Here is a 24,305-nt window from a genome sequence, read left to right as displayed (position 1 = left end):
CGCTGCTGTCGCCGTATTCATCGCTGTACCCATCCGCCGCATTCATCGCCGTACCTCTTTCCCATAGGACTGATCATGACCACTCGCCGCACATTGCTGACCGCCGCCCTGACGCTGGGCCTGGCCTGGAGCGCCGGCCCCGCGCACGCCCAGGAAACCATCCGCGCCGTCACCGACGCCACCTTCCCGCCGATGGAGTTCGTCAAAGACGGCAAGCGCACCGGTTTCGATATCGAACTGGTCGAAGCGCTGGCAGGCGCCATGGGCAAGAAGGTCGAGTGGATCGACATCGACTTCAAGGGCTTGATCCCCGCGTTGCAGGCCGGCCGCGCCGATATCGCCGTGTCCGCCATCTACATCACGCCCGAGCGCAGCAAGGTCGTGGACTTCACCGACCCGTACTACGCGGGCGGCCTGGTGGTGCTGACCAAGACGGACAGCCCCATCAAGACGCTGAAGGACCTGGATGGCCGCAAGGTATCGGTGCAGGTCGGCACGAAGTCGGTCAACTACCTGAAGGAGCATTTCCCGGCCGTGCAGCGCGTGGAAGTCGAGAAGAACCAGGAAATGTTCAACCTGGTGCAGATCGGCCGCGCCGATGCCGCCGTGACGGGCAAGCCTGCCGCCAAGCTGTTCGCGCAAAGCACGACCGGCCTGACCGTGCTGAACGACCAGGTGACGACCGAGGACTACGGCATTGCCGTGCCCAAGAACAAGCCCGAGCTGACCCGTGAGCTGAACGCCGCGTTGCAGAAACTGAAAAGCGACGGCAGCTATCAGGCTATCGTGAGCAAGTGGTTCGAGGCGCCCGCGAAATGAACCTGGATTTCTCCCCCGTCTTCGCCGACTTCGACGCGCTGCTGCGCGGCGCGTTGGTCACCGTCGAGGTGACCGCCGGCGCCTTGCTGCTGGGCTGCGTCATCGGCCTGCTGGTCGGCGTCGGCCGGCTCAACCCGCAGCGGCGCATCGTCTACCACTTGTGCAGCACCTACCTGCTGTTCTTCCGCGGCACGCCCTTGCTGGTGCAGCTGTTCATCTGGTTCTTCGGGCTGCCGCAGTTTGGCGTGACGCTGCCGGCGTTCGCTTGCGGCGTGCTGGGCCTGGGCATGTATTCCGGCGCCTATGTGTCGGAAATCGTGCGCGGCGCGATCCAATCGGTGGACCGCGGCCAGACGGAAGCGGCGCGGTCGCTGGGGATGTCGTCCGGGCAGGCCATGCGCATCATCATCCTGCCGCAGGCGGTGGTGCGCATGATCCCGCCGCTGGGCAACGAGTTCATCGCGCTGATCAAGAATTCGGCGCTGGTGTCGCTGTTGACCATCCACGATCTGATGCACGAAGGGCAGAAGATCATCAGCGTGTCGTATCGCTCGCTGGAAACGTATCTGGTGGTGGCCTTGATCTATCTGGTCCTGACCACCGCCGCCATGGTTATTTTGCGCAAGGTGGAACACCGTCTGCGCGCCGGAGGGATGGTGCAATGAACCAGTTCGGCAATCCGCAGGAAATGATCCGCATCCGCGGCCTGCACAAGTCTTATGGCGACCATGCCGTGCTGCGCGGGATCGATTTCGACGTGCTGCCTTCGCAGGTGGTGGTCGTGATCGGGCCCAGCGGCTCGGGCAAAAGCACCTTGCTGCGCTGCTGCAACGGGCTGGAAGTGGCGCAAGCGGGCTCCGTGGACATCTGCGGCCAGACCTTGCTGGATGACGGCTTGCTGCTGCCGGAAGCGCAATTGAACCAATTGCGCATGCAGGTAGGCATGGTGTTCCAGGGCTTCAACCTGTTTCCCCACCTGTCCGTGCTGGACAACGTGACGGTCGGGCCGCGCACATTGCGCGGCATGGGCCGCGGCGAAGCCAACGCGCTGGCCGAAGACCTGCTGCGCAAAGTGGGTTTGTCGCAGAAGATGGCGGCCATGCCGGCCAGCCTCTCGGGCGGGCAGAAGCAGCGCGTGGCCATTGCCCGGGCGCTGGCCATGCAACCCAAGGTGATGCTGTTCGATGAGCCGACCTCTGCGTTGGATCCGGAGCTGGTGGGCGAAGTGCTGCAAGTGATGAAGCTGCTGGCCCGCGAAGGCATGACGATGATGGTCGTGACGCACGAAATGGGTTTTGCGCGGGACGTGGCCGACGTCGTGGCCGTGATGGACGGCGGGGTGATCCTGGAGTCCGGTCCGCCGGAAGTGATTTTCAGCCAGCCGCGCGAGCCGCGCACCCGGGAATTCCTGCAGGCGGTCCTGAGCGCGGGGCAGGGGGCGGCGGCATGAGCGTTCCGCAGTTGGACAAGAGCCTGTGGAAGGCGCGCGACGACAGCGCCGAGCAAGGCGACACGCGCCGCCTGGCGCATATCGTCGAAGCGGCCGCCGGGCAGGCCGAAAAAGGCGAACCGGTGCTGCTGGGCTTTGCCTGCGACGCGGGCGTGGCGCGCAACCAGGGGCGCGTCGGCGCGGCCGAAGGTCCCGCCGGCATCCGCAAGTTCCTGGCGGGCCTGCCCGCGCATGGCATGACGCGCTTGCTGGATGCGGGTGATGTCGTGTGCGTGGAGGATCAGTTGGAAGATGCCCAGGAGCGCCTGGGCCTGCGTGTGGCGGAACTGCTGGAGCAGGGCACGCGCCCGCTGGTGCTGGGCGGCGGCCACGAGATCGCCTGGGGCAGCTTCCAGGGTCTGGCGCGCTGGCTGGAAGCCCGCGGCGACACGGATCCCGTCCTGGTTCTGAACCTTGACGCGCACTTCGATTTGCGCACCGGGCGCCCGGGCAGTTCGGGCACGCCGTTCGACCAGATCGCCCGCTACTGTGAAGCGCGGGGCCAGGCACTGCAATACGCCTGCCTTGGCGTGTCACGGCTGGCCAATACGCCGGCGCTTTACGCCCGCGCGGCGGAAGTCGGCGCGGTCTGGGTCGAAGACCACGATATGCAGGAACGCCATCTGGAGGCCCGGCTGGCCAACGTGGACGCCTTGCTGGCACGAGCGCGCCATGTGTACCTGACGATCGACCTTGACGTGTTGCCGGCGGCCGTCATGCCCGGGGTGTCGGCGCCAGCGCCTTATGGGGTGCCGATGTCCGTGGTCGAAGAGATCGTGCTGCGGATCAAGGCCAGCGGCAAGCTGCGGTTGGCTGACATGGCCGAATACAGTCCACGCTTCGACGTGGACGGCCATGGCGCCCGGGCGGCTGCCCGGTTGGCGTGGCAATTGCTGTCGCGTTGAGGGTCAGTTGATGGCGGGTGGAGTTTCTGCGGCGGCGCGTGGGTCGGACGCAGAGACCCACGCCGTGTCCGACGACCCCGCCCCCAGCGCCTTGTACAAGGCAATGCCTCCGCGCAACTGCGCCAACTGGCTGAGGGCCAACGCATCCCGTGTCTGGTTCAGGCTGCGCTGCGCCACCAGCACCGGCAGATAGGCGCTTAAGCCGCGCGCGTAGAGTTGGGTGGCCTGTTCCAGGGCTTGTTGGCTGTCGGCCACGGCCTTCTGCAACGCGGCTTGCCGTTGGCGTTCACCGGTCCAGGCGGTCAAGGCGTCCTCCACGTCGCGCAGCGCCGAACGTACGTCCCGCTCGTAGACGCGCCGCACGGCGTCGGCGTTGGCCTGTGCCGCGGTCACGCCTGCCCGCGCGCGGCCGGCGTCGTAGAGGGACTGGCTGCCCTGCACGGCCGCCGACCACGCCAGGCTGGCACCTGAGAATAGGTCGTGGATGACGCTGGCGGTGGAGCCCAACCCCAAGGGAATACTGAATGTGGGAAAGCGTGCGGCCTGCGCCACGCCGATCTGCGCGGTGGCGGCGGCCAGGCGTCGTTCGTCCGCGCGCAGGTCGGGGCGTTGGCGAATGACGTCCGAAGGCAGTGACAGCGGCAAGTCGGCCGGCATCAGCAAAGCCGGCGCGGGCGTGGCGAGGTCGGCATGCCAATCCCCGGGAAACCCACCCGCCAGCACGCCGATGGCATGGCTGAAACGGGCGATGTCCGCGTCCAGCAAGGGCGGCTGCGCCTCGGCAGTTTCGCGCTCGGCACGGGCCAGGGTGACGTCGGCCAGCGTGCCCAGGCCGCTGCGATGCGCTTGTTCGGCCAAGCGCTCGGCTTCGGCCAGCGTACGAATGTTGTCTTGTGTGATGGCCAGGCGCAGTTGCGCGGCACGCAGCCCGGCGTAGTCGGCCACCAGTTCGGCCACCAGGCTCACTTGCAGCGCACGATGGTCCTCGGCCAACGCCTCGATGCCGGCATCGGCGGCCTCGACCGCGCGGCGCGTGCCGCCGAACAGGTCCAGCTCCCAACTCGCATCGAACCCCAGATGCCAGGTTCGCGCCTGCCCGCCGGACTGCGAGCGGAGTGCCTTGCTGCCGCGTGTGGCCTCGCCGGCGGCTCCGACCGAGACCTCGGGCATGGCGGCCGAGGCGATTCGCACACGTTCGGCGCGTGCCTGGCGCAGGCGCGCCAACGCGATGTCCAGATCCTGATTGTGCGCCAGGGTCTGTTCGACCAGGCGGTCGAGCAAAGGATCCTGGAAGGCGCGCCACCAGGTGCGCAGGTCAACGTGGTCGCCATCGGACATGGCGGCGTCGGCCTCAATCCAGTGCGCGGGCACCTCCAGCGTCGGCGTGCGGTAGTCCGGGCCCACGGTGGCGCAGCCGGTCAGGAATGCCAGCAGGGAGGCAAGCAGTGCCTGCCGAAGGCGCTGTCGCGTGCGAGGGGTGGGTACATGCATGACCTTGTCCTCACATCCAGCGGTGTAGCAGCGAGATCAGCCGGCCCTGGGGCACCGGCGTACCTGCCGAAGGCGTGACCTCGATGCTGCCGGTCATGCCGGCCGCCAGCACGACGTCATGCGGGACATGCTCGAACTCGACGCGCACCGGGATGCGCTGCGCCAGCCGAACCCAACTGAAGCTGGGTTCCACGCTGGGCAGGCCCTGCGCGTCGGCCTGCTGGTTGCTGTCGGTAATGCCTCGCCCGATGCTGGCCACCCGCCCCGGCAACACCTGGTCGAACCCCATCAGGCGGATCCGCGCCGCTGCGCCGGGTTGGATGCCGCGCAGTTTGGTTTCCTCGAAGTACCCGGTGATCCAGAAGCTGTGGGCATCGATCAGGGCGATGTCGGGTTGGCCCGTTACGGCGTAGTCGCCCTTGTTCAATCGCAGGCGCGTGATGTAGCCATCGGTTGGCGCACGCAGTTCGGTGCGTGCAAGATCCAGCTTCGCCCTGTCCACGGCAACCTGTGCACTGCGTAGGTCGGACTGGGCGATGGCGACTGCCTGGTTCGCCCGCTGGATGTCCTCGGCCGGCACCAGGCTTTCCATGCCGCGGCGCCGCCGCGCCTCCTCGGTTTTCTGGCGCAGCGACACCTCGGCTGATGCCAACTGCGCTTCGGCCTGGGCCAATGCCAGTGCGAAGCTGGCATTGTCGATGCGATAGAGCACGTCGCCCTGTTTGACGTATTGATCGTCCATGACCGAGACCTCGACGACGGTGCCTGACACCTCGGGAGCGATACGCACGATCTGCGCGCTGACACGGCCATCGCGGGTCCAGGGGGCGACGACGTAGGCGCGCCACAGCGCGCTGACCAGAAACCCGGCGGCAACGACCACCGCGAGGGTGAGTCCTGCCCGTAGCAGAAGCTTGGGGGGAAATGCGCGTTCAGACATAAAGCACCAACAGGGAAACAAGACAAAGGGAAATGGCGAACTCGAACAGGCCCGGATGCCACACCCAACGCAGCACCCCGCAACGCACCAGCACGAAGCGAAGGCCCATATAGATCGGCAGGGCCAGGCAGGCGTAGACAAGGAACGGCGGCAGGTAAATGCCGGCCAACGAGAATTCACTGAGCATGGGCGTGGCCTACAGAGGGGTTCGGAACGTCGTTCCCATGGCGTTCCAGTAGCGCGGCGATGTCGAGCAGTACGACCGTCACGCGCTGCACGTCATCCGTCGCGGCGCTCGATCGCGCGGGTAAACGCGCCAGGGAGTCCGCCGCGCGGCGGGCATGGCGTGCGGCCCGCGCGGGATCACCGGCCCGCTGGCGCATATGGCGCAGCGTGCGCGCCACCACGCGCGGCCACTCGGCGTCCTGGGGCGCCTGGCGCAGCCAGCGTCGCAGGCGCAGGATTTCCCGGCCCAGATGCAGGCTGGTCAGCGCCTGGGCGATGGCGCGATCCATCGCCTGCGGCTGCGTCCTGAGCAAGGCGCCGAGTTGCGCAATGCGGTGTTGCTGGCGCCATTGCCAAGCCGGTGCATTGGGCGGCTCGTCGCGCAAGGTACCCAGCGCCGCATCGCGGATGCGCTGGCGCAAGCGCGTGACGTCGCGGGCCAGGTTGCGCGGCAGCACGATCCTGAAGCCCAGCAGCGTGAAACCGGTTGCCAGGATCCAGGCCACGGCGCCATTGAGGAACAGTGCAAAGTCGTAGTGCATGGGGTTGTCCGCCGCCGCCAGTGTCGTGAACGCCACCAGATAGGCCACGCCCGCCAGCGCATGACCCGGCACCGTGGTGGCATACACACCAGGCAGCCAGAACAGGCTCAGGATTACCAGCAGCAGCGGCAGGCCCGAGACGTGCGGCAGCACGATGAAGGTGCACAGAAAGGCCATCGCCACGGCGGCCACCGTGCCCTTGATGAATTCGACCGCACCCAGCGCGGGACTGGGCGCGGTCGACAGCAGAGCGCATGCCGCCGCCAACCCCGCCAGCATCATGTTGCCTTCCGTCCAGCCGGTGGCGATCCAGAAGGCGCCGCCCATCACCACAGTCAACAGGGCGCGCACGCCATTCTGGAAAGCCGCCACCGTGTCGCGGTGAAACGGCACGGACACGCTCGCCGGCGTTGGCCTGGGTTGGTGGAAACGTTCGATGCCTTCGATGGCTTGCACGTAATCGTCAAGCTGTTCGATCAGGCGATCGCCTGCGATCATCAGCGCGGCCTGCTCGGAAACATCGTCCAGCGAGGTCGCGGCAAGTACGCCCGCCAGCCGGGCGCGCAGGTCGGTCAGTCGCGCGATGGCACGCGTCCTGCCGGCCGGGCCGGGTTCCTGCCCAAGAGCCTGCGCGACCTCCCGCCATGCTTCCTCCCAGTCCGGCTGCAACGCACCCAGCAGAGCCAGACCGGCGCTGTGGTCGCGCAGGGGCGGCGCGCCGCCCACCAAGGCGGAAAACAGCGACACCATCGTGTGCCGCACCGCGCCGGCACGATGGGCCAGATCGGCGGACTCGGCCTTGCCCAGCGCCAGCAGATCGTCCACGCCATACACCTCGGTGATGAGGGAGCGCCGTACGGCATCCAGGGGCTTGGCGCCCGGCTCGGCGCTGCCTTGAATGGCCTGGTGATGCGTCGCCAACACGCCCGCCGTGGCGGCCGCGAGGCGGTCGAGCAGTGTGGCCAGGCGACGATGCACGCTGCGGCTGCTGAACAGGGCTGACACCAGCGCCAGGCAGACCACGCCGATCAGCACGGACGCGCCGCGCCCCATCACCTGATCGAAGGTGCGTTCCGGATGCTGCATGGCGCCGTAGGCCGCCAAGCCCACGGTATAGCCCGCCAGCGTGGCGCCATAGGCCCGGAAATGACGCAGCAGCGTCATGCCCATCACGCACACCCCCAGCCATGCGCCGAACCCGAACAGAAAGAGCCAGGGCATTTGGCCGAAGGCGCTCATCAGCGCGAACGCCGCCAGCATCCCGACCAGCGTGCCCAGCACCCGCCACACCCCTTTGCCGATCACGCCGCCCTGGACAGGGTTGATAACGAGCAGCACGCTGGAAGCCGCCGCGTAGGGCGCGTGCAGTTCCAGCACATAGGCCACCACCAAGGCCAGGCAAGCGGCCAGGATCGAACGCATCACATAGGTCGCGCGTGGCGTCGTCAGATCGACATAAGGCAGTCCACGCGCCAACCCCTCCCGAAACCGGGAGAGGCGGGGAAAGACGCCCGAATTTGCTTCAGGCACGTTCGCCGAATGCACGATGCAACCCTTCTACAGTGATCAATACGCATCACTGTAGGCAGGCCCATTCATTCCGAAAAGTGAATTTATCGCACTCAGATGATTGCGTAATACGCACGCATAGGGGGGCGCCCGCTATGGCTTGGCGCGCTTGGCCGCCTGCGCCTGGCTCTCGTTGGAGAGCGTATGGATGGTCTGCCGCAGCCATTGATGGGCCGGATCTCCCTCCAGGCGGGGGTGCCAGGCCTGTGTCAGCAGCACCGTTTCCAGCGGCGTCGGCAGGTCGAACACGCGAATGCGCAGGCCCGCGGACAGCGCGCTGCTGGCCAGATGCCGGGGCAAGGGCAGCAGCAGATCCGAATCCTGCAATGCGAACAGCGCCGTGTACGGATTGGGCACCACCAGGGCGACGTGCCGGCGCAGCCCCTGTGCCTCCAGCGCGGCGTCGACCGGTCCGGCGGCCTTGCCGCGCCGCGACACGTTGATGTGCTCCCAGCGCGTGAGGCGTTCGGGCGTGATCTCGTCGTCGAAAATCGGATGGTGGGCGCGCGCGACCCCCACGAACGTCGTGGTGAACAGGGATTGCACACGGATCTCAGGCCCCAGCTTGCGCGAGGCGCTGATGAACAGGTCGATGCGGCCGCTGCGCAGCGCCTCTTCGTCCACGTCGTCTTCCTCAGGCGAAAAGCGCAGCATCGCCCGTGGCATCTCCCGTGCCATCGCATCCAGGAGGTGGCCCAGATGGATGCTTACGAACTCATCGGTGGCGCGGACATTGAAACGCCGATCCAGCGATTTCAGGTCAATCTGGGCATCGGAAGCGAATACCTGCGAGGCCTGTTCCACCGCCACCCGCACCTGTTCGCGCAGTGCCAACGCCTTGGGTGTGGGCATGAGCTTGCGACCGACCTGGACGAACACAGGATCGCCCAGCGCCTCCCGGATGCGGCTCAAGGTGCGGCTCATGGCCGGCGCGCTCAGGTGCATGCGGCGCGCAGCGCCGATGACGCTACCCTCGTCGAGCAACGCATCCAGCGCAAGCAGGAGATTGAGATCGGGACGTGGCATGGCTGCCCCTTTGTGGATTTACCTTTATGCAATCATAGGTTGTTTTGTCTGGTTTTCACCGAGCCGAGAGCGGTGCCGAGTTTGCAATCCGGGTGAGCCTCTTCGTCCCATAACGCGCTTGCTGCCTCTGTGCAGCCTCGGGAAAGGCTTGATAGCGGACATTTTTTCATCACCCGGCAGGGCGCCGCGGCCGGCGGCGACGGCTAGCCAGGCGGGCTGGACGCGTCCCGGTTGGGGGCTTAGGATAGGGGCAGCTTCAAGACCGGGCTTGCGACCCGTACGGTATCCGCAACAACTATATGTCCCTATTTAATATATTTTTAATTTAAATGGGGACGCTATATTTTTCGCGGATAAAATGGCGCAACTTTGTCAGGAGATCATGCTCATGTCTCAAACGCCCACCCATGCCTTGCCGTCTTATCTGAATGCCGATGACCTCGGCCCCTGGGGTAATTACCTGCAACAAGTCGACCGGGTCACCCCGTACCTTGGCACGCTGAGCCGGTGGGTCGAGACGCTGAAGCGCCCGAAGCGCGCGCTGATCGTCGATGTGCCGATCGAACTGGACAATGGCACGATCGCCCACTTCGAGGGCTATCGCGTGCAGCACAACGTGTCGCGCGGTCCCGGCAAAGGCGGCGTGCGTTTCCACCAGGACGTGACCCTGTCCGAAGTGATGGCGTTGGCGGCCTGGATGTCGGTCAAGAACGCCGCGGTGAATCTGCCGTATGGCGGCGCCAAGGGCGGCATTCGCGTGGATCCGCGCAACCTGTCGCAATCCGAACTCGAGCGCATGACGCGCCGCTACACCAGCGAAATCGGCGTGATCGTGGGCCCCTCCAAGGACATTCCGGCGCCTGACGTGGGCACCAACGCCCAGACCATGGCCTGGATGATGGACACGTATTCCATGAACGAAGGCGCCACCGCCACGGGCGTGGTGACCGGCAAGCCGATCGCGCTGGGCGGCAGCCTGGGCCGCGTCGAAGCGACCGGCCGCGGTGTGTTCGTCGTGGCGTGCGAAGCCGCCCGCGACCTGAACATCGACGTCTCGAAGTCCCGCGTGGTCGTGCAGGGCTTCGGCAACGTGGGCGGCACCGCCGCCCGGCTGTTCCATGAAGCCGGCGCCAAGGTCATCGCCGCGCAGGACCATACGGGCACGGTGCATAACGCCGAAGGGCTGGACGTCCACAAGCTGCTGTCGCATGTGTCGCAACACGGCGGCGTGGGCGGCTTTTCGGGTGGCCAGGCCTTCGACAAGGACGAATTCTGGACGCTGGAAACTGAATTCCTGATCCCGGCGGCCCTGGAAAGCCAGATCACGGCCCAGAACGCCGCCAAGGTGCGCGCCAAGGTCGTGGTGGAAGGCGCCAACGGCCCGACCACGCCGGAAGCGGACGACATCCTGGCGGAACATGGCGTTTACGTGGTGCCGGACGTGCTGGCCAACGCGGGCGGCGTGACTGTGTCCTATTTTGAGTGGGTGCAGGACTTCTCCAGCTTCTTCTGGAGCGAAGAAGAGATCAACCAGCGCCTGGAACGCATCATGCGCGAGGCCTACGGCGCCGTGTCGCAGGTGGCCAAGGAACACAAGGTCACGCTGCGCACCGCCGCGTTCATCGTGGCTTGCACCCGGATCCTCCAAGCGCGCCAAGTGCGCGGCCTGTATCCTTGACGACTGAATCGGCGATGCGTTATTGAACGACTCGCCGAGGAGGCAGAGGAAGACAAAAACAGAAATCGCCCCGCAAGGGGCGATTCCCATTTCAGGAGACACGCATGACGCAACACCTGCCGTCCACGACGCTGGCCGTGGACCCCGCCTGGATCGACGCATACGGCCATCTGAACGCCGCCCACTATGTCGGCATTTTCGACCGGGTCGGATTCGAACTGCTCAGCCAGGTCGGTGTGGGGCTGGACTATACGGAAGCGACGCGCTGCGGCATCTATACGATGAACGTGCACGTGGCCTATCTGCGCGAAGTGCTGGCGGGGGATCCGCTGATGCTGCAGGTTCGCCTGCTGGAATCGGACAACAAGCGTTTGCTGTGCCTGATGGAGCTGACCCAGACGCGCGACGGCTATCTGGCGGCCACGATGGAGCAGTTGTCGTTGCATGTGGACCTGAATACACGGCGGGCCACGCCGTTCCCGGAGGATCTGGCGGCGCGGCTGGCGAGCACGGTCGCCGACCACGCCCGGCAACCGCTGCCCAAAGGTTATCGGCGACTGCTGCCGCTGCAAGGGGCCCGCTGAGCGTCGCGCACGGGTGCAGGCATCCTGTCCGGCGCCGGAAAACACGCGCAATGTTGCTTGTTAACACACCCCCATGACAGGTGCGCGACCGAGCCGTACACTGGCTCCGGGTGTGGAGCTCAGGCCACAAGTAGGCATTTTTTTCGAGATCTTGGACGGGTTTTCCTTGCGTCTAGAAAACTGACACATTGCGTCCCTAGAATTCGTTCCTGCCATGCGCCGCACGCCGTTTGCCATGCAAACCCAGCCACCTGCGCAGGTATGTTCAATCAAAGGGATTACGCAATGAAAAAGACTCTGCTCGTCACCGCGCTGTTCGCCGCCCTGTCCGGCGTGGCCCAAGCCGAAACGTCGGTGACGCTGTACGGCTTGATCGATACTGGTATCGGCTTCCAGCAAATCAAGGGCAATAACGACTACAAAGAATCGAAGTTCGGCATGACCAATGGCGTGTCGAGCGGTTCGCGTTGGGGCCTGCGCGGCGCCGAAGACCTGGGCGACGGCCTGAGCGCCGTGTTCACGCTGGAAAGCGGCTTCAACTCGGCCAACGGCCAATCGGGCCAGAGCAGCCGCCTGTTCGGTCGCCAAGCCACGATCGGCCTGAAGGCCGATTCCTGGGGCTTGCTGGAATTCGGCCGCCAGACCAACATCGCCTCGAAGTACCTCGCCGCGATCGACCCGTTCGCCGGCAGCTACGGCCAGGCTAACGTTGGCGTGGCCTTCAGCGCCGCCAACACCGTCCGCTACGACAACATGGTGCAGTACTCGACCCCGTCGTTCAGCGGCTTCCAGTTCGGCGTCGGCTACTCGTTCAACGCGGCCGACACCACCGCCGCGCAAACCGGCTTCAAGACCGCCGACAACACCCGCGCCATCACGACCGGCCTGCGCTACGTCAACGGCCCGGTGAACGTCGCGCTGACGTATGACCAGTTGAACCCCGCCAGCCAGTTGAACAACGACGCCACGCCCAAGTCGTGGACCGTCGCCGGCGCGTACGACTTCGAAGTGCTGAAGCTGGCGTTGGGCTTCGGCCAGACGCGTGACGGCTGGTTCACCGGCCAAAGCATCAACTCGTTCGGCAGCGGCACGCCCACGGCCACCAGCTTTGGCACGAACGTCGCCGTGTCGGGCTTCAAGGCCAATTCGTACCTGGTCGGCCTGACCGTGCCGCTGGGCGCCAGCAGCATCCTGGCGTCGTGGCAGCGTGCTGACCCGAATGGCAGCAACCCGCTGACGGCCGGTAACGAGTCGACGATGAACGTCTACAGCATCGGCTACACGTACAACCTGTCCAAGCGCACCAATCTGTACGCGCTGGGTTCGTACTCCACCGACTTCGCGTTTGTCGACGGCCTGAAGAGCTCGGTGGGTATCGTGGGTATCCGTCACCGCTTCTAAGCGCCTGACGTGAGCCGGCGGCGGGTGCGCACAAGCGGCGCGCCGCCGGTTCCTTCAGGCCGCGGTTGCATTGAGCGGACTGGGCGTCTTACCCGGCCACAGACGCGAAAAAAGCGGCCACCTCCCTAGCTCCACCCTCAGTCCGCTCACCCGAACCCCGGTCTCGAAAAGACCTTGCGCGCCGCGGCGCGTGCAAAAGGCCGGCAACAGGCAGATGCCTGTTGCCGGCCTTTGCGTATCGGGGGCGCAAACCGTTGCGCCCGACGGTCTGCGTGTCGAGTGCCGCAAGCGGTACCGGCTACGACGTCGGCAGCAACTCCGGTTTGAAGATGCCGCGCAGGTCCGCGTTCGGGATGCTGAGCTCGGGCTCGCCGTGCGAGTAGGGGGCGATCGAGTAGGCGTCGTACTTCACGACGATGCCGTCGCGCGTCAGGGCGAAGTTGTCGCTTTCCTGGAAGGGCCACATCTTGTTGTAGGCCGCGGGATCCCGTTTGGCGTCCGGATTGCCCGCCAGCCACTTGGCGTGGGCACGCTGCAGCGCTGCGACGTATTCGGCGCGGCGGCCGGGGATCAGCGCTTCGTCCAGGCTCATGACGCGGTTGCGGCTGCGCTCCCAGTTCAGATATTGCGTCGCCGGGATGCCGTGCGCGGCACCGGTCAGGAACTGTTCGGTGTGCAGTTCGATCGACACGATGTCGCCAACGGTGTCTTTGACGCTGGCCTTGAAATAGGTGGCGTCGCGTGGCCGCGCGGTGGACCAGAAATACTGCGTGTATTCCGACAACGTGTTGTAGGGGCCGCGGCGGTTGGCGTCGGTGCCGGTCATGTAGGCCAGCACGTGGTCCACCAGGGCCGTCAGCTTCGGGATGCCCGGGAACGCGACGCTGTCAATCTCGATATGCGGGCAATCGCCTTCGCAGCCGGGCTTGTTCGATGCCCATTTGATGCGTTCCGTGGACAGGTCACCCACCTTTTCCGGGGTGGAGGACGTGGGGCTGGCCAAGGTGATGTTCGCCGGCGGCGCGCTGCCGCAGCCAGCAAGCGCCAACAGGGCCGTGCCCAGGATCAGACCGCTTATCGCGCCTTGCGGCGTGAATGTGCGACGCATTGAATTACCTCCAAGAAATCAAGGCTTGACGGCAACAGGCCCTCAGGGCACCACACCGGTCCAGTCGGGGGTGGAGAACTTTTCGGCGGCCTGCTGCTGGGCACGCGCCAGCGTGTCGCTGCCGATCTGCCCGGGGGTCAGACGGTGCAAACCCGCAAAAGTTTCCACCATGCGGTCGATGATGACCTCGCGCGCCAGGCCGGTCTGCGTGCGCAGCGGGTCGACGCGTTTCTTGGCGCTGGTGGTGCCCTTGTCGGACAGTTTTTCACGGCCGATCCGCAAGACTTCCACCATTTTATCGGCGTCGATGTCGTAGGACATGGTCACGTGGTGCAGCACGGCGCCGGCGCGGCGGGCTTGTGCCGCGCCGCCGATCTTGCCGATGTCGGAGGCGATGTCGTTCAGCGGCTGGTACCAGGCCTTGATGCCCAGGCCTTGCAGCGCGGTCAGTACCCAGGCATCCAGGAAAGCGTACGACTCCTGGAAACTCATGCCATGCACGAGCGCTTGCGGAGCGCTGAGCGAATAGGTGATGGAGTTGCCGGGTTCGATGAACATCGCGCCGCCACCGCTTACGCGGCGCACGACCTCGATGCCGTGGCGCTTGGCGCCGTCGGGATCGACTTCATTCTTCAGGGATTGGAAGCGGCCGATCACGACCGCGGGGGCGGACCATTCCCAGATGCGCAAGGTGGGCGGCCGCTGGCCAGCGCCGACTTCATCGGTGATGACGGCGTCCAGCGCCATGTGCAGCGACGGCGCCTGGGGGCCTTCGTGGATCAGTTGCCAGTCGTAGTCGTTCCAGTCGGTGCGGGTCATGCCAGCGCTCTCCGCAGGACGACGGCGACGGCTTCGGCGGAAAAGCCGAACAGCTCGGCATCGGCGGGCAGGGCGGATTGCACGGCCACCGCCAGTTCCAGTTCACCGGAATCGGCCGGCATGCCGTTCAGGCCGTTGTTGATGGCCTCAAGCGCCTCGGGGGGTTCAAGAAAAAAATCGCCGCTGATGCGGACATTGGCCAGGCGGCCGTCGCGCACTTCCAGGTCCGCGACAACCAGTTTTCCGCCGGGGACTTTGTATTCGCCATGCATGGACGCTCCTTGCAAAATCATCTACTAGCACTACAGGCTGAGCTTCATGCCATCGTGGCTGGCGGTGAAACCCAGGCTTTCATAGAACCGCCGCGCATCCGGGCGCGCGCGGTCGGTGGTCAGCTGGACCAGGCCGCATCCCTGGATGCGGCACTGTTCGATCGCCCACTCGAACATGGCGCGCCCCAGGCCTTGGCCGCGCGACGACGAGGCGATGCGCACGCTCTCGATTTGTCCGCGCCATTGGCCCTGACGTGACAGGCCGGGTATGAACGATAACTGCAAACAGCCGACCAGGTGCGAATCGCGCTCGACCACCGCCAGGAATTGGTTGGAATCCTGGTTGATCGCCGTGAACGCGGCGGCATAGCGCGGATTTGGCGGAACGGAAGGGTCTTCGCGCGTGGCGCCCAGTTCGTCGTCGGCCAGCATTGCAATGATATGCGGCAGGTCTTCGGCGCGGGCGCGGCGGAACGCCAGTTTCGGTGCTGTCATGGGCAGTCTCCGGGGATTCAGCGGGCGACTTGCTGCGAGGTTTGGCCGAACAGGATGCGGCGGGATTCCTCGTCGCTGATGGACGGAGCGGTATTGATGGTGTCAGCCAGCGCATAGGCGCGTTGGGTGGCCGGGCGCGCGGCGATCGCGTTGAACCAGCGCTGCAGGTGCGGGAACTCGTTCAGGTCCTGGCCTTGCTTGGCGTGCGGCACGATCCAGGGGTAGGCGGCCATGTCCGCGATGGAGTAGTCGCCCGCCACGAATTCGCGGTCGGCAAGGCGTTTGTTCAACACGCCGTACAGGCGGTTGGTCTCTTTGACGTAGCGGTCGATGGCGTAGGCGATGCGTTCTTGCGCATAGCCCGAGAAGTGGTGGTTCTGGCCGGCCATGGGCCCCAGGCCGCCCATCTGCCAGAACAGCCATTGCGAGACTTCGGCGCGGCCCCGCACGTCAGCGGGCAGGAAGCGGCCGGTCTTCTCGGCCAGGTACTGCAGGATGGCGCCGGATTCGAACAGCGAGATCGGCGCGCCGCCGTCGGTGGGCGCCTGGTCGACGATGGCGGGAATGCGGTTGTTCGGCGCGATGGCCAGGAATTCGGGTTTGAACTGATCGCCGCGGCTGATGTTCACCGGATGGATCTTGTAGGGCAGGCCGGTTTCTTCAAGGAACAGCGTGATCTTGTGGCCGTTGGGGGTGGTCCAGTAGTAGAGATCGATCATGGGGAGCGTCCTGGGAATCTTGGCGCCGCCGGCGGGTGCCGGCGGATGGAAAAGCCATGATAGCGGGGACGGCTTGGCCCCGGCCTGAATAACCGGGGCCGGGGTGCGGGTTTCCGTCGCGGCGCGTGTCAGGCCGCGCCGGCCCCGGGGCGCGCGCTGCCGGGCAGGCGCCAGGTCCAATTCAGGCTGACCCCCGCGGCGGCCAGGAAGATCATCGCCACGCCCACGACCTGGGTGGCATCCATGCGATGGCCGTAGACGAGGAAATCCAGCATGATGGCCACGGCGGGGTAGATGAAGCTGAGCGCGGCGGTGGACGTGGTGGGCAGCTTCTGGATAGCCGAGTACATCAGGATGTACATCAGGCAGGTGTGAATCAGGCCCAGGGCCACCAGGTAGCCCCATTGCAAGGGCGCGGCGGGCAGGGCGTTGAAATCCGCCATGGGCAGCAGCATGAGGGCGCCGAGCGTCACCTGGACCAGCGCCAGCACCTGGGGCGGGATGCCCGTCAACCGCTTGACGATGATGGCGGTGGCGCCGTAGAGGGCGGCGGCCCCCAGGCCCAGCATCAGCCCCGTCAGGTAGCTGCCGTCCGCGCCGCCCGTGTCCGACAGGCGCAGCACCAGCAGCAGCCCGGCAAAGGCCACGACCGACCACGCCAGCTTGCCGCGCGAAGGACGTTCGCCCAGGAACAGCACGCCCAGGCCGATCAGGAAAAAGGGCTGCACGTTATAGACCGCCGTGGCCAGCGAGATCGATGCCAGCCGGTATGCCGAGAACAGCAGTACCCAGTTCAGCACCAGCGCGGCGCCGGCCGCAAGCGCCAGGGCCAGCGTCCGGGCCGTGAACAGGCCGGGCTTGAGCAGCCCGCGCACCCAGCAGTACAGGAACAAGGACAGCGCGCCGAAGACGCAGCGGAAGAACACCACGTTCCAGGCGCTTTGGCCGGACTCGATGACGAAGACGCCAAGCGTGCCGGACAGGGTCATGGCGGCGGCCATTTGCGCCAGGCCGAGGCGTTCTGATGCGGAATTCATGTGGGTTCTCCGAGCGGTCGATCCGCGATGTACGATGGAGAAATTATCCCAGGCAGATAAACGCGGTTATATGATGTTCTTGTGGTGCTTTTACCGTCATACCTTCTTTTAGGTGGAATTTATGCAAAACGACCTAAAAAACGAAAACCCTGTCCTGGACGGCATCGACCGCCGGCTGGTTGAGACGCTTTCGGCCAACGCGCGCACCACCACGGCCGACCTGGCCCGGCAGGTGGGCATGTCCGCGCCCAGCGTGGCGGACCGGTTGCGGCGGCTTGAGGAATCGGGCGTGATCCGCGCCTACACGCTGGATGTGGATCCGGTGGCGTTGGGCTACACGCTGGAAGCCATCGTGCGCATCCGCCCCTTGCCGGGGCAACTGCGGCACGTCGAGGGATTGATCCAGGAGATTCCGGAATTCGTAGAGTGCGACAAGGTGACGGGGGATGATTGCTTCATCGCCCGCGTGGTGCTGCGGTCGATTTCGCACCTGGACGGCATTCTTGAGCGCGTGACGGAATTCGCTGAAACCAATACCGCCATCGTCAAGGCGCACACGGTGCGCCGTCGCCTGCCGCCGTTGCGGTAGGCGGGGCGCCTGGCCTCAGACGGGCGCGGAGAGCGCCTGGACGATGTCGTCCTTCAGGCCCGAGGGCGTGTCGGTGGGCGCGTAGCGCTTGATGACCTGGCCGTCGCGGCCGACCAGGAACTTGGTGAAGTTCCACTTGATGCCTTCGGTGCCGAAGACGCCGGGCTTTTCGCCCTTCAGCCAGCGATACAGCGGGTGCGCGTCGGCGCCATTGACGTCGATCTTGGCGTACAGCGGGAAGGTGATGTCGTACTGCGTCGAGCAGAAGTCGCGGATCTCGGCTTCAGTGCCGGGTTCCTGGTGGCCGAACTGGTCGCAGGGAAAGCCCAGCACCGTCAGGCCGTCGTCGCGCAGCGAGCGGTAGAGTTCTTCCAGGCCCGCGTACTGCGGCGTGAAGCCGCACTTGGAGGCGACGTTCACGACCAGCAGCACGCGGCCGCGGTAGCTGTCCAGCGACCGGTCCTCCCCGTTGATGTCGCGGGCGGTGAAATCGTAGATCTTGCTCATGCGGGCTCCTGTGTCAGGCGTCTGGACGCGAGGGCGCCAGTGCGTTGCCTGCCGTCGAGTGTAGCGCCTGGGCCCGCTAGCGCGGGAGGGGCTCAGACCAGCTTCAAGTCCAGCGGCGCCACGCCCGGGAACACCTGCGCCAGGCGTGCCTTGTCCAGCCCGTACAGCCGCGAGAACAAGCCGGCGAAGACGGCCCGGTATTCGTTCAGGACGGGGTAGTCGCGGTCCTGGAAGAGGGTGTCGCGCTTGACCGCCACCTGCCGGCCCGCGATCCGTCCGCCCTGCACATTGCCACCCATGACCCAATACACCGTGCCGTGCCCGTGGTCGGTGCCTTTGTTGCCGTTTTCGCGGAAGGTCCGGCCGAATTCGCTGATGACGACGACGGTCGTCTGCCGCCATGCAGGGCCCATTTCTTCGGCGTAGGCGGCCAGTGCGCGGCCGAGTTGGCCCAAACGGTTGGCGAGCCCGCCGGATGCGGCGCCTTGCCCTACATGGGTATCCCAGCCGCCGACATCGACAAAGCCGAGGTTGTAGCGGTCGGTCATGAAGCGGGCGATGCGCCGGATCTCAAGTTCAAGCTTGTCGGTGGAGATGGCGTTGCCGTTGGCAGCCTTCATTTCGGCATCGATTTCCGAGCGTGCGGCGCCCATGACGCGCTGCCCTTCGGTGACGGCTGCGTGCAGATCAGTGCCTTCGTAGAGCGAAGCGATGACGCGCGCATCGTCGTCGCTCAGGCGGGATTTGCTTCCTGCTCCCATCAGGTCGATGTTGGGAATGCGGGCGTCGCCCCGGAATATCTGTGGCACTTCAGAGGTGAAGGCGGCGGGCTGAGACCGTTTGGCATTCAGCGTGGCGGCAAGCCGGTTGAGGAACCCGGATCGGTAGTTGCTGTTCTGACCCCCGCCTACGCCGCGTTCAATGCTGCTTTGCGTTTCGAAATGGCTGCGGCTGAGGTCGTCGGTGCCCGCAAACGGCACGAACGTCAATTGGCGCTTTTCATAGAATGGCAGCAAGCTTTCGGCCAGTGCTGGATGCAATGCCCAGCCGTCGGCCAGCGGCAGTCCTGACCCTGGGCCACCGCCGGGCCGGGGTATTGCGATGGTGGGCCGGGACTCATAATAGAAGTCGCTGCTTGCGGGCACCAGCAGGCTGGCTGCGTCGTACGCGCCGCGCATGAAGACCACCAGCAGGCGGTTTCCCGAAGTCGCAGGGGCGGCATAGATGCGGCTGCCCCCCAGCACCAGCGGGGCGGCTGCCATCGATTGAAGAAGTCGGCGTCGATCCATGAGGGTTCCTAACGGCGCATAAACTCTGGCGAAGCCAGCAGGTAGGTGTTGGCGAGTACCGTCGATTTGGCCTGTGCGATCACTTCGCGCGTACGGGGCGACAGCATCGAGAAAAGGCTGTTCGAGTCGTGGGTTTTCAGCAGATTCGGTGGTTGCGGGACGTTCTTCGGGCGATCGTCGGGGCTTTCACGATAGAGAACTTGGGGGGCACTGGCTATGAAGTTGGCGACCTCGAAGCGCATCGTCATCTGCCCCGATCCGGACCAATCCGATTGGGCTAGGGGATAGCCATCTGGCGTCAGGCGTTGATTCAAAGGCTGGCCGAGGCGCTTAAGCAGGACGACGCCCGCCTGGCTGTTGGTGATAGGCGGCATGCCGTCATAGGTCAGACGCAGTGACGAGTACACGTAGTGCACGGGGTCTTTGAACACACCGTGTTTGAGCGACGCTGCGAATTCTGGCGACGCAAACAGTGTCTGCAGCGTTGCGGAAATGTCGCCGTCCTTTTCCAGGAATGTTCGGCGCATCTTGTCGACCAGGGACGCGGGCGGTGCGTCTCCGACGAAGTAGGCGGCCAGTTTTCTACTGATGAACGCTGCGGTGGCAGGCTGACGGGCCAAGAGGTCTGCCGCCTGTTCGGCTTCCCGCATGCCCCCGCCGCCAATCGTATGCCCCAGGAACATCTTGGTGCCGTAATCGTGGCGGGCGGGATTGAAAAGGAAATAGCCCTGCTGCACGATCTGTCCGCGCAACGCCGGCTTGACCTTCGGCGGGTCCAGAGTACTTCCGACACCCAGGCCGGTGAGGATCCGTGCGAGTTCCTGCACATTGTTCTGGGAATAGCCGCCGCCCACGCCCAGCGTGTGCAGTTCCATCAACTCGCGTGCGTAGTTCTCGTTGATCTTGCCCGCCGAGTTCTGGGTGTTGTCCAGATAGATCAGCATTGCCGGCGACTGCATGGTGGCGACCAGCAGGTCGCGGAATTTTCCTAGCGCGTGCGGGCGGATGGCACGGTCTTCGTATTGGGAAAGAAAAACGCCGATGTCGCCTTTCTGAAAGTTCACGTTGAAATGATTCATCCAGAACCATGTCATCTGGTCCCGTAGCTGATTATTGCCGTACACCGCCCGCCACAGCGCGCGCGCGTTCACATCGGCAGCACGCTGGTTTGCTATCTGCCGTGCTTCGCGATTCGCCTGCAACTTTTCATCTTCCGGCAGTTCTTTTGCCTTTTGCCGGATGGCTATCTGGATCGTCCGTGCGTCTTCGTCCGATTGCCGCGAGATCGACAAGGCGTCGACGTGCCGTTGTATCGCCGCCGGCAGCTTGTCCGGCGCTGTCGGGTGCAATTGGGCTTGCAAGTAGCGGTCAATCCCCATCTTCTGAGCACCTGCCAGTTCTGCCGGCGTGGCGCCCCAGGTCACCCGATTCACCAAAGCGGCATCACGCGCTTGCGGTTGGATTTCCTGTTGGGCGAACGCGCCGACAGCCAGCGGGAGCAGAGCCAAGGGAAAGACGCGGGAAAGCCAAGAGGTCAACCGTGCCATCAGGCGGTTCCTTCAACGACGAGACTCAACATCAGACAGAGTATTCACGGAAGCATTCCCTGGCTGCGTATTCTTGAAACGCAAGGAAACGGATCGTTTGTTGCCGACGGGATTATTCCCGCGTGCGCAAGGGGCCATTCGTGCTGCTGGGAGAGGACCGTCCTATCATGTCGCCATGATATTCAAGTGTCAGCAGGAGCACCGCGATGGAAGGAATGATTGAACGTCTGGAGGCCATGCTGGCCAAGGGCACCGACAACATGCTGCTGCGGTTTTCGCTGGGCAAGGCCTATGTCGAGCAGGATTGCTTTCGCGAAGCGGAGCCGCACCTGCGGGCGGCGTTGGCGTTTGATCCGGCTTACTCGGTCGCATGGAAATGGCTGGGCAAGGCGTGCCAGGGGCAGGGCGACCTGGACGGCGCCCGGGCGGCGTGGACCGCCGGCCTGCAAGCCGCCCTGGCGCGCGGGGACAAGCAGGTGGAAAAGGAATTGCAGGTGTTCATCAAGCGCCTGGACAAGCAAGCCGCGGCCGGCGCCTGAGCCGGCCTTTGTGCCGGCGCGGGAGCCTCAGGGTCCCGCCCGGGCCGATCGCCCCGTCGGCCTGCCTTGCCGATCAGGCCTGACGTTCCAACAGCGGCCGGACGCCGGCTGCCGCGATCAATCCCGCCGGCCCAGGCGCGGGCGCGCGTCTGGGTAGCACGGTCTGGCCGCCGGCCACGCGGAACACTTCGATGGCGTGGCGCAATTGCGCGCCGCGAGTGCGCAGGTCGTCCACGGCCAGCGCGGCTTGCTCGACCCGCACCGCATTGTGTTGCGCAGCCGTATCCGTCTCCGAAATGGTGCGGCTGACATTGTCGATGCCGGTGTGCTGTTCGGTCGACGTCGCGGCGATCTCATTCATGATCTGCGTCACCTGCTGCACGGAATCCACGATATCCAGCATGGCTTCGCCCGCCCGTTCCACGTGCCGCACGCCGGCGTTGACGCGGTCATTGGAGGCGTCGATCAAGGCCTTGATTTCGCGGGCGGCGGTGGCGCTCTTCTGCGCCAGGCTGCGCACTTCGGTCGCCACCACCGCGAAGCCTTTGCCGGCCTCGCCGGCGCGCGCCGCTTCGACGGCGGCGTTCAACGCCAGGATGTTGGTCTGGAAAGCGATGCCGTCGATGAGGCCGACGACTTCGGCGATGCGCGAGGAGCTGTCGACGATCCCTTGCATGGCGGCCACGGCGTCGTTCACGACTTGGCCTCCGCGCCTGGCCACGTCCGAGGCCTGGCTGGCCATCCGGTCCGCGCCATGTGCGTTCGACGCGTTCTGCTTCACGGTGGCGGCCAGTTGTTCCATGCTGGCCGCGGCTTCTTCCAGCGACGCGGCCTGGCGTTGCGTATGCGCGGACAGGTCTTCGTTGCCGTCGGCGATTTCCGAGGCGGAGTGCAGCGCGCTTTCGATGCCGTCATGCACGTCGCGCGTGATGCTGACCAGGCTCTTGCGCATGACTTCCAGCGAGAACTTCAGGGCACCGATCTCGTCGCGCAGGCTGGCCGAGGGCAGGGGCGTGCTGAGATTGCCCGCGGCGATCTGCCGGGTGAAGTCGGTGGCCGTCGCCAGCAACCCCGAGATGCTGCGCGCGAATCCCCAGCCCGAGGCGAAGATGAGGACCACGCCAGCCGCCAGCACGGCCGCGGCGATGGCCAGTTCTTCGGGTTGCATGCGGTCGAACATGCCGTACAGCGCGACGCCGGCCGCGCCCAGGAACAGGGAGGACGCCAGTATCGCCCAGGCCAGCATGCGTGAGCGCACGCCCGTCAGGCGCCACGGTCTTGCCCACGCCAGCACGCCGGCGACCCCGGTTGGCCGCGCCTGGCCGCGCACCAGCCGCACGCGTCGCGCCGTGCCGTCGCGAAGTCCGGCATATAGCTTTGCCGCTGCGTCTATCTGCGCGGCGGTGGGCTTGACGCGCACGGACGCATAACAGACGGTTTCCCCACGCTCGATGATTGGGGTGACGTTCGCCAATACCCAGTAATAGCCGCCGTCCTTGCGGCGGTTCTTGACCACGCCGGTCCAGGATTCACCGCGCTGGACGGTGCACCACAGGTCCTTGAAAGCCGCTTCGGGCATATCCGGGTGGCGCACGATGTTGTGGGCGGCGCCCACGAGCTCCTCGCGCGAGAAACCGCTGACTTCCACGAACGCGGGATTGGCATAGATGATGCGGCCACGGGCGTCAGTGCGGGAGATCAGGTACTGCTCGTCGTGAAGCGTGTATTCCTTGTCGTATACCGGCTGATTGTTGCGCATGCGTCTGTCGTCCTGTGATGGGCGGGGCGGGGGGCAAGCCCGGGATCATCGGGGAGGGAGACGTACGCGGGGTTGATCCACATCAATATATTGAAATGTTATTCAAAAAGTAAGCAAGAATGCCCAGGCTCACGCGCTGGGCAGGTTGCCAAACGCCTCCAGCGCGCGCAACCGGCTTTGGGCAAGATCCACGATGGGCAGGGGATAGCCGGCGGCGGCGCGTTCCATCGGGCTGGGGTCGTGGATGGCCTGATCATCCAGGTGCGCCAGTTCGGGCAGCCATTCCCGCAGGAATACGCCGCGGGGATCGAAGCGGCGGGACTGCGACAAGGGGTTGAACACACGGAAGTAGGGCACCGCGTCGGCGCCAGTGGACGCGCTCCATTGCCAGCCGCCGTTGTTGGCGGCCAGGTCGCCATCCACCAGTTGCGCCATGAACCAGGCTTCGCCCAGCCGCCAATCGATCAGCAGGTTTTTCGACAGGAACATGGCGGTGACCATGCGCAGCCGGTTGTGCATCCAGCCCAGCGCCAGCAACTGGCGCATGGCGGCATCGACGATGGGGATGCCCGTCTGCCCGCTCTGCCAGGCGTGCAGGTCCGCGGGCGCATCGCGCCAGGGCACCGCGGCGGTTTCCGGCTTCATGGGCTGATGCATGGACAGCGACGGGTAGGCGGCCAGCAGATGCTGATAGAACTCGCGCCATAGCAGTTCGTTGATCCAGGTGGCGGCGCCGGCCTTGCCGCTGTCCAGTTCGCCATGGTTGGCGGCAAGCGCCGCGCGCAGCGCCTGGCCGGGCGACAGCACGCCCGCCGCCAGATAGGGCGACAGGCAACTGGTGCCGGGCAGTGAGGGGAAGTCGCGCTCGTCCTTATAAGCATCGATGGCGCCGTCGGCAAAGGCGGCCAGCCGGTCGCTGGCCGCTGTTTCGCCGGCGGGCCACAGCGCGCGCACCG

The 24,305-nt window shown here is 65.4% G+C and carries 25 protein-coding genes; 9 read left to right on the top strand and 16 right to left on the bottom strand.

The genetic code is table 11. The annotated features are described in order from the left end of the window. Nucleotides 1–75 precede the first annotated feature (75 nt). The 4 genes from HG262_RS25345 to hutG are packed head-to-tail and all read left to right on the top strand — an operon-like array spanning nt 76 to nt 3,213. Nucleotides 76–819, top strand: a complete 744-nt coding sequence (locus HG262_RS25345) for a transporter substrate-binding domain-containing protein (protein WP_169273641.1) — start codon at nt 76–78, stop codon at nt 817–819. After that, nucleotides 816–1,484, top strand: coding sequence for an amino acid ABC transporter permease (locus tag HG262_RS25340; RefSeq protein ID WP_169273640.1), 669 nt, complete (start codon nt 816–818; stop codon nt 1,482–1,484). Before HG262_RS25345 ends, HG262_RS25340 begins: the two co-directional genes overlap by 4 nt. After that, nucleotides 1,481–2,269: an amino acid ABC transporter ATP-binding protein gene (locus tag HG262_RS25335; RefSeq protein ID WP_282437048.1), complete on the top strand. Its 789-nt coding sequence runs from the start codon at nt 1,481–1,483 to the stop codon at nt 2,267–2,269. Before HG262_RS25340 ends, HG262_RS25335 begins: the two co-directional genes overlap by 4 nt. Beyond that, nucleotides 2,266–3,213 (top strand): formimidoylglutamase, encoded by a 948-nt coding sequence (gene hutG, locus HG262_RS25330; RefSeq protein WP_169273639.1) that lies wholly within the window; start codon nt 2,266–2,268, stop codon nt 3,211–3,213. Before HG262_RS25335 ends, hutG begins: the two co-directional genes overlap by 4 nt. Before the next feature lie 3 nt (nt 3,214–3,216). Here the strand turns inward: hutG and HG262_RS25325 are convergent, their stop codons facing one another. The 5 genes from HG262_RS25325 to HG262_RS25305 form a co-directional block, all read right to left on the bottom strand. Beyond that, nucleotides 3,217–4,704: an efflux transporter outer membrane subunit gene (locus tag HG262_RS25325; protein ID WP_169273638.1), complete on the bottom strand. Its 1,488-nt coding sequence runs from the start codon at nt 4,702–4,704 to the stop codon at nt 3,217–3,219. A gap of 10 nt (nt 4,705–4,714) precedes the next feature. Beyond that, nucleotides 4,715–5,644 carry an HlyD family secretion protein gene (locus HG262_RS25320; RefSeq protein ID WP_169273637.1) on the bottom strand — a complete coding sequence of 310 codons (930 nt, stop codon included), beginning with the start codon at nt 5,642–5,644 and terminating at the stop codon, nt 4,715–4,717. Then, nucleotides 5,637–5,831 carry a DUF1656 domain-containing protein gene (locus tag HG262_RS25315; RefSeq protein ID WP_050446448.1) on the bottom strand — a complete coding sequence of 65 codons (195 nt, stop codon included), beginning with the start codon at nt 5,829–5,831 and terminating at the stop codon, nt 5,637–5,639. Before HG262_RS25315 ends, HG262_RS25320 begins: the two co-directional genes overlap by 8 nt. Beyond that, the gene (locus HG262_RS25310) at nt 5,821–7,941 is read right to left on the bottom strand and encodes an FUSC family protein (RefSeq protein ID WP_348984424.1); all 2,121 of its coding nucleotides are present in this window, start codon (nt 7,939–7,941) and stop codon (nt 5,821–5,823) included. The genes HG262_RS25315 and HG262_RS25310 overlap by 11 nt, the downstream gene beginning before the upstream one ends. A gap of 132 nt (nt 7,942–8,073) precedes the next feature. Continuing rightward, nucleotides 8,074–9,006 (bottom strand): LysR family transcriptional regulator, encoded by a 933-nt coding sequence (locus HG262_RS25305; RefSeq protein WP_169273636.1) that lies wholly within the window; start codon nt 9,004–9,006, stop codon nt 8,074–8,076. A 388-nt stretch (nt 9,007–9,394) separates the two neighbouring features. Here HG262_RS25305 and HG262_RS25300 point away from each other — a divergent pair, with 388 nt between their 5' ends. From HG262_RS25300 to HG262_RS25290, 3 genes are all read left to right on the top strand, one after another. Then, complete coding sequence (locus HG262_RS25300; protein WP_169273635.1) at nt 9,395–10,684, top strand: Glu/Leu/Phe/Val dehydrogenase; 1,290 nt, start codon at nt 9,395–9,397, stop codon at nt 10,682–10,684. A 104-nt stretch (nt 10,685–10,788) separates the two neighbouring features. Next, nucleotides 10,789–11,268 (top strand): thioesterase family protein, encoded by a 480-nt coding sequence (locus tag HG262_RS25295; protein WP_169273634.1) that lies wholly within the window; start codon nt 10,789–10,791, stop codon nt 11,266–11,268. Between the two features lie 285 nt (nt 11,269–11,553). Next, nucleotides 11,554–12,669, top strand: coding sequence for a porin (locus tag HG262_RS25290; RefSeq protein ID WP_169273633.1), 1,116 nt, complete (start codon nt 11,554–11,556; stop codon nt 12,667–12,669). 298 nt (nt 12,670–12,967) lie between these two features. Here HG262_RS25290 and HG262_RS25285 read toward each other — a convergent pair whose 3' ends face one another. The 6 genes from HG262_RS25285 to HG262_RS25260 all read right to left on the bottom strand — a co-directional run bounded on the left by HG262_RS25285 (nt 12,968) and on the right by HG262_RS25260 (nt 17,119). Next, a complete protein-coding gene (locus HG262_RS25285; protein WP_169273632.1) occupies nt 12,968–13,777 on the bottom strand; it encodes an RsiV family protein in 810 nt (269 codons plus the stop codon). A gap of 42 nt (nt 13,778–13,819) precedes the next feature. Next, the gene (locus HG262_RS25280; RefSeq protein WP_169273631.1) at nt 13,820–14,596 is read right to left on the bottom strand and encodes a biotin/lipoate A/B protein ligase family protein; all 777 of its coding nucleotides are present in this window, start codon (nt 14,594–14,596) and stop codon (nt 13,820–13,822) included. Continuing rightward, on the bottom strand, nt 14,593–14,868 hold the full coding sequence (locus tag HG262_RS25275) for a lipoate protein ligase C-terminal domain-containing protein (RefSeq protein WP_169273630.1): 276 nt from the start codon (nt 14,866–14,868) through the stop codon (nt 14,593–14,595). Before HG262_RS25275 ends, HG262_RS25280 begins: the two co-directional genes overlap by 4 nt. Nucleotides 14,869–14,898: 30 nt before the next feature. Next, complete coding sequence (locus tag HG262_RS25270) at nt 14,899–15,363, bottom strand: GNAT family N-acetyltransferase (RefSeq protein ID WP_169273629.1); 465 nt, start codon at nt 15,361–15,363, stop codon at nt 14,899–14,901. Nucleotides 15,364–15,380: 17 nt separating this feature from the next. Continuing rightward, nucleotides 15,381–16,082 (bottom strand): glutathione S-transferase N-terminal domain-containing protein, encoded by a 702-nt coding sequence (locus tag HG262_RS25265; protein ID WP_169273628.1) that lies wholly within the window; start codon nt 16,080–16,082, stop codon nt 15,381–15,383. 128 nt (nt 16,083–16,210) lie between these two features. Continuing rightward, nucleotides 16,211–17,119: a DMT family transporter gene (locus tag HG262_RS25260; RefSeq protein WP_169273627.1), complete on the bottom strand. Its 909-nt coding sequence runs from the start codon at nt 17,117–17,119 to the stop codon at nt 16,211–16,213. Nucleotides 17,120–17,240: 121 nt separating this feature from the next. Here HG262_RS25260 and HG262_RS25255 point away from each other — a divergent pair, with 121 nt between their 5' ends. Then, a complete protein-coding gene (locus HG262_RS25255; RefSeq protein WP_054425764.1) occupies nt 17,241–17,708 on the top strand; it encodes an Lrp/AsnC family transcriptional regulator in 468 nt (155 codons plus the stop codon). 15 nt (nt 17,709–17,723) lie between these two features. On the opposite strand, the gene HG262_RS25250 is transcribed toward HG262_RS25255, so the two are convergent. The 3 genes from HG262_RS25250 to HG262_RS25240 all read right to left on the bottom strand — a co-directional run bounded on the left by HG262_RS25250 (nt 17,724) and on the right by HG262_RS25240 (nt 21,051). After that, nucleotides 17,724–18,215 carry a glutathione peroxidase gene (locus HG262_RS25250; protein ID WP_169273626.1) on the bottom strand — a complete coding sequence of 164 codons (492 nt, stop codon included), beginning with the start codon at nt 18,213–18,215 and terminating at the stop codon, nt 17,724–17,726. A 92-nt stretch (nt 18,216–18,307) separates the two neighbouring features. Then, entirely contained in the window at nt 18,308–19,504 is a 1,197-nt protein-coding gene (locus HG262_RS25245; protein WP_169273625.1) for a DUF1501 domain-containing protein, read from the bottom strand. A gap of 8 nt (nt 19,505–19,512) precedes the next feature. After that, nucleotides 19,513–21,051, bottom strand: coding sequence for a DUF1800 domain-containing protein (locus tag HG262_RS25240; RefSeq protein WP_169273624.1), 1,539 nt, complete (start codon nt 21,049–21,051; stop codon nt 19,513–19,515). Nucleotides 21,052–21,257: 206 nt separating this feature from the next. Between HG262_RS25240 and HG262_RS25235 the strand changes: the two genes are divergently transcribed. Continuing rightward, entirely contained in the window at nt 21,258–21,590 is a 333-nt protein-coding gene (locus HG262_RS25235) for a hypothetical protein (protein WP_169273623.1), read from the top strand. Nucleotides 21,591–21,663: 73 nt separating this feature from the next. On the opposite strand, the gene HG262_RS25230 is transcribed toward HG262_RS25235, so the two are convergent. Then, the gene (locus HG262_RS25230) at nt 21,664–23,349 is read right to left on the bottom strand and encodes a PAS domain-containing methyl-accepting chemotaxis protein (RefSeq protein ID WP_169273622.1); all 1,686 of its coding nucleotides are present in this window, start codon (nt 23,347–23,349) and stop codon (nt 21,664–21,666) included. Between the two features lie 129 nt (nt 23,350–23,478). Beyond that, nucleotides 23,479–24,305: deoxyribodipyrimidine photo-lyase (locus tag HG262_RS25225; RefSeq protein WP_169273621.1), on the bottom strand; the 827-nt coding region annotated here is incomplete at its 5' end.

The sequence above is a fragment of the Achromobacter sp. Bel genome (assembly GCF_012928505.1).
GTDB lineage: Bacteria > Pseudomonadota > Gammaproteobacteria > Burkholderiales > Burkholderiaceae_B > Achromobacter.
Note: the sequence above shows the minus strand (reverse complement) of the source record. Positions and strands in the feature narration are given on the sequence as shown.

Coding starts and splice junctions, on each gene's coding strand:
- HG262_RS25345 (WP_169273641.1), top strand. CDS start 76: ATGACCACTCGCCGCACATTGCTGACCGCCGCCCTGACGCTGGGCCTG.
- HG262_RS25340 (WP_169273640.1), top strand. CDS start 816: ATGAACCTGGATTTCTCCCCCGTCTTCGCCGACTTCGACGCGCTGCTG.
- HG262_RS25335 (WP_282437048.1), top strand. CDS start 1,481: ATGAACCAGTTCGGCAATCCGCAGGAAATGATCCGCATCCGCGGCCTG.
- hutG (WP_169273639.1), top strand. CDS start 2,266: ATGAGCGTTCCGCAGTTGGACAAGAGCCTGTGGAAGGCGCGCGACGAC.
- HG262_RS25325 (WP_169273638.1), bottom strand. CDS start 4,704: ATGCATGTACCCACCCCTCGCACGCGACAGCGCCTTCGGCAGGCACTG.
- HG262_RS25320 (WP_169273637.1), bottom strand. CDS start 5,644: ATGTCTGAACGCGCATTTCCCCCCAAGCTTCTGCTACGGGCAGGACTC.
- HG262_RS25315 (WP_050446448.1), bottom strand. CDS start 5,831: ATGCTCAGTGAATTCTCGTTGGCCGGCATTTACCTGCCGCCGTTCCTT.
- HG262_RS25305 (WP_169273636.1), bottom strand. CDS start 9,006: ATGCCACGTCCCGATCTCAATCTCCTGCTTGCGCTGGATGCGTTGCTC.
- HG262_RS25300 (WP_169273635.1), top strand. CDS start 9,395: ATGTCTCAAACGCCCACCCATGCCTTGCCGTCTTATCTGAATGCCGAT.
- HG262_RS25295 (WP_169273634.1), top strand. CDS start 10,789: ATGACGCAACACCTGCCGTCCACGACGCTGGCCGTGGACCCCGCCTGG.
- HG262_RS25290 (WP_169273633.1), top strand. CDS start 11,554: ATGAAAAAGACTCTGCTCGTCACCGCGCTGTTCGCCGCCCTGTCCGGC.
- HG262_RS25285 (WP_169273632.1), bottom strand. CDS start 13,777: ATGCGTCGCACATTCACGCCGCAAGGCGCGATAAGCGGTCTGATCCTG.
- HG262_RS25280 (WP_169273631.1), bottom strand. CDS start 14,596: ATGACCCGCACCGACTGGAACGACTACGACTGGCAACTGATCCACGAA.
- HG262_RS25275 (WP_169273630.1), bottom strand. CDS start 14,868: ATGCATGGCGAATACAAAGTCCCCGGCGGAAAACTGGTTGTCGCGGAC.
- HG262_RS25270 (WP_169273629.1), bottom strand. CDS start 15,363: ATGACAGCACCGAAACTGGCGTTCCGCCGCGCCCGCGCCGAAGACCTG.
- HG262_RS25265 (WP_169273628.1), bottom strand. CDS start 16,082: ATGATCGATCTCTACTACTGGACCACCCCCAACGGCCACAAGATCACG.
- HG262_RS25260 (WP_169273627.1), bottom strand. CDS start 17,119: ATGAATTCCGCATCAGAACGCCTCGGCCTGGCGCAAATGGCCGCCGCC.
- HG262_RS25255 (WP_054425764.1), top strand. CDS start 17,241: ATGCAAAACGACCTAAAAAACGAAAACCCTGTCCTGGACGGCATCGAC.
- HG262_RS25250 (WP_169273626.1), bottom strand. CDS start 18,215: ATGAGCAAGATCTACGATTTCACCGCCCGCGACATCAACGGGGAGGAC.
- HG262_RS25245 (WP_169273625.1), bottom strand. CDS start 19,504: ATGGATCGACGCCGACTTCTTCAATCGATGGCAGCCGCCCCGCTGGTG.
- HG262_RS25240 (WP_169273624.1), bottom strand. CDS start 21,051: ATGGCACGGTTGACCTCTTGGCTTTCCCGCGTCTTTCCCTTGGCTCTG.
- HG262_RS25235 (WP_169273623.1), top strand. CDS start 21,258: ATGGAAGGAATGATTGAACGTCTGGAGGCCATGCTGGCCAAGGGCACC.
- HG262_RS25230 (WP_169273622.1), bottom strand. CDS start 23,349: ATGCGCAACAATCAGCCGGTATACGACAAGGAATACACGCTTCACGAC.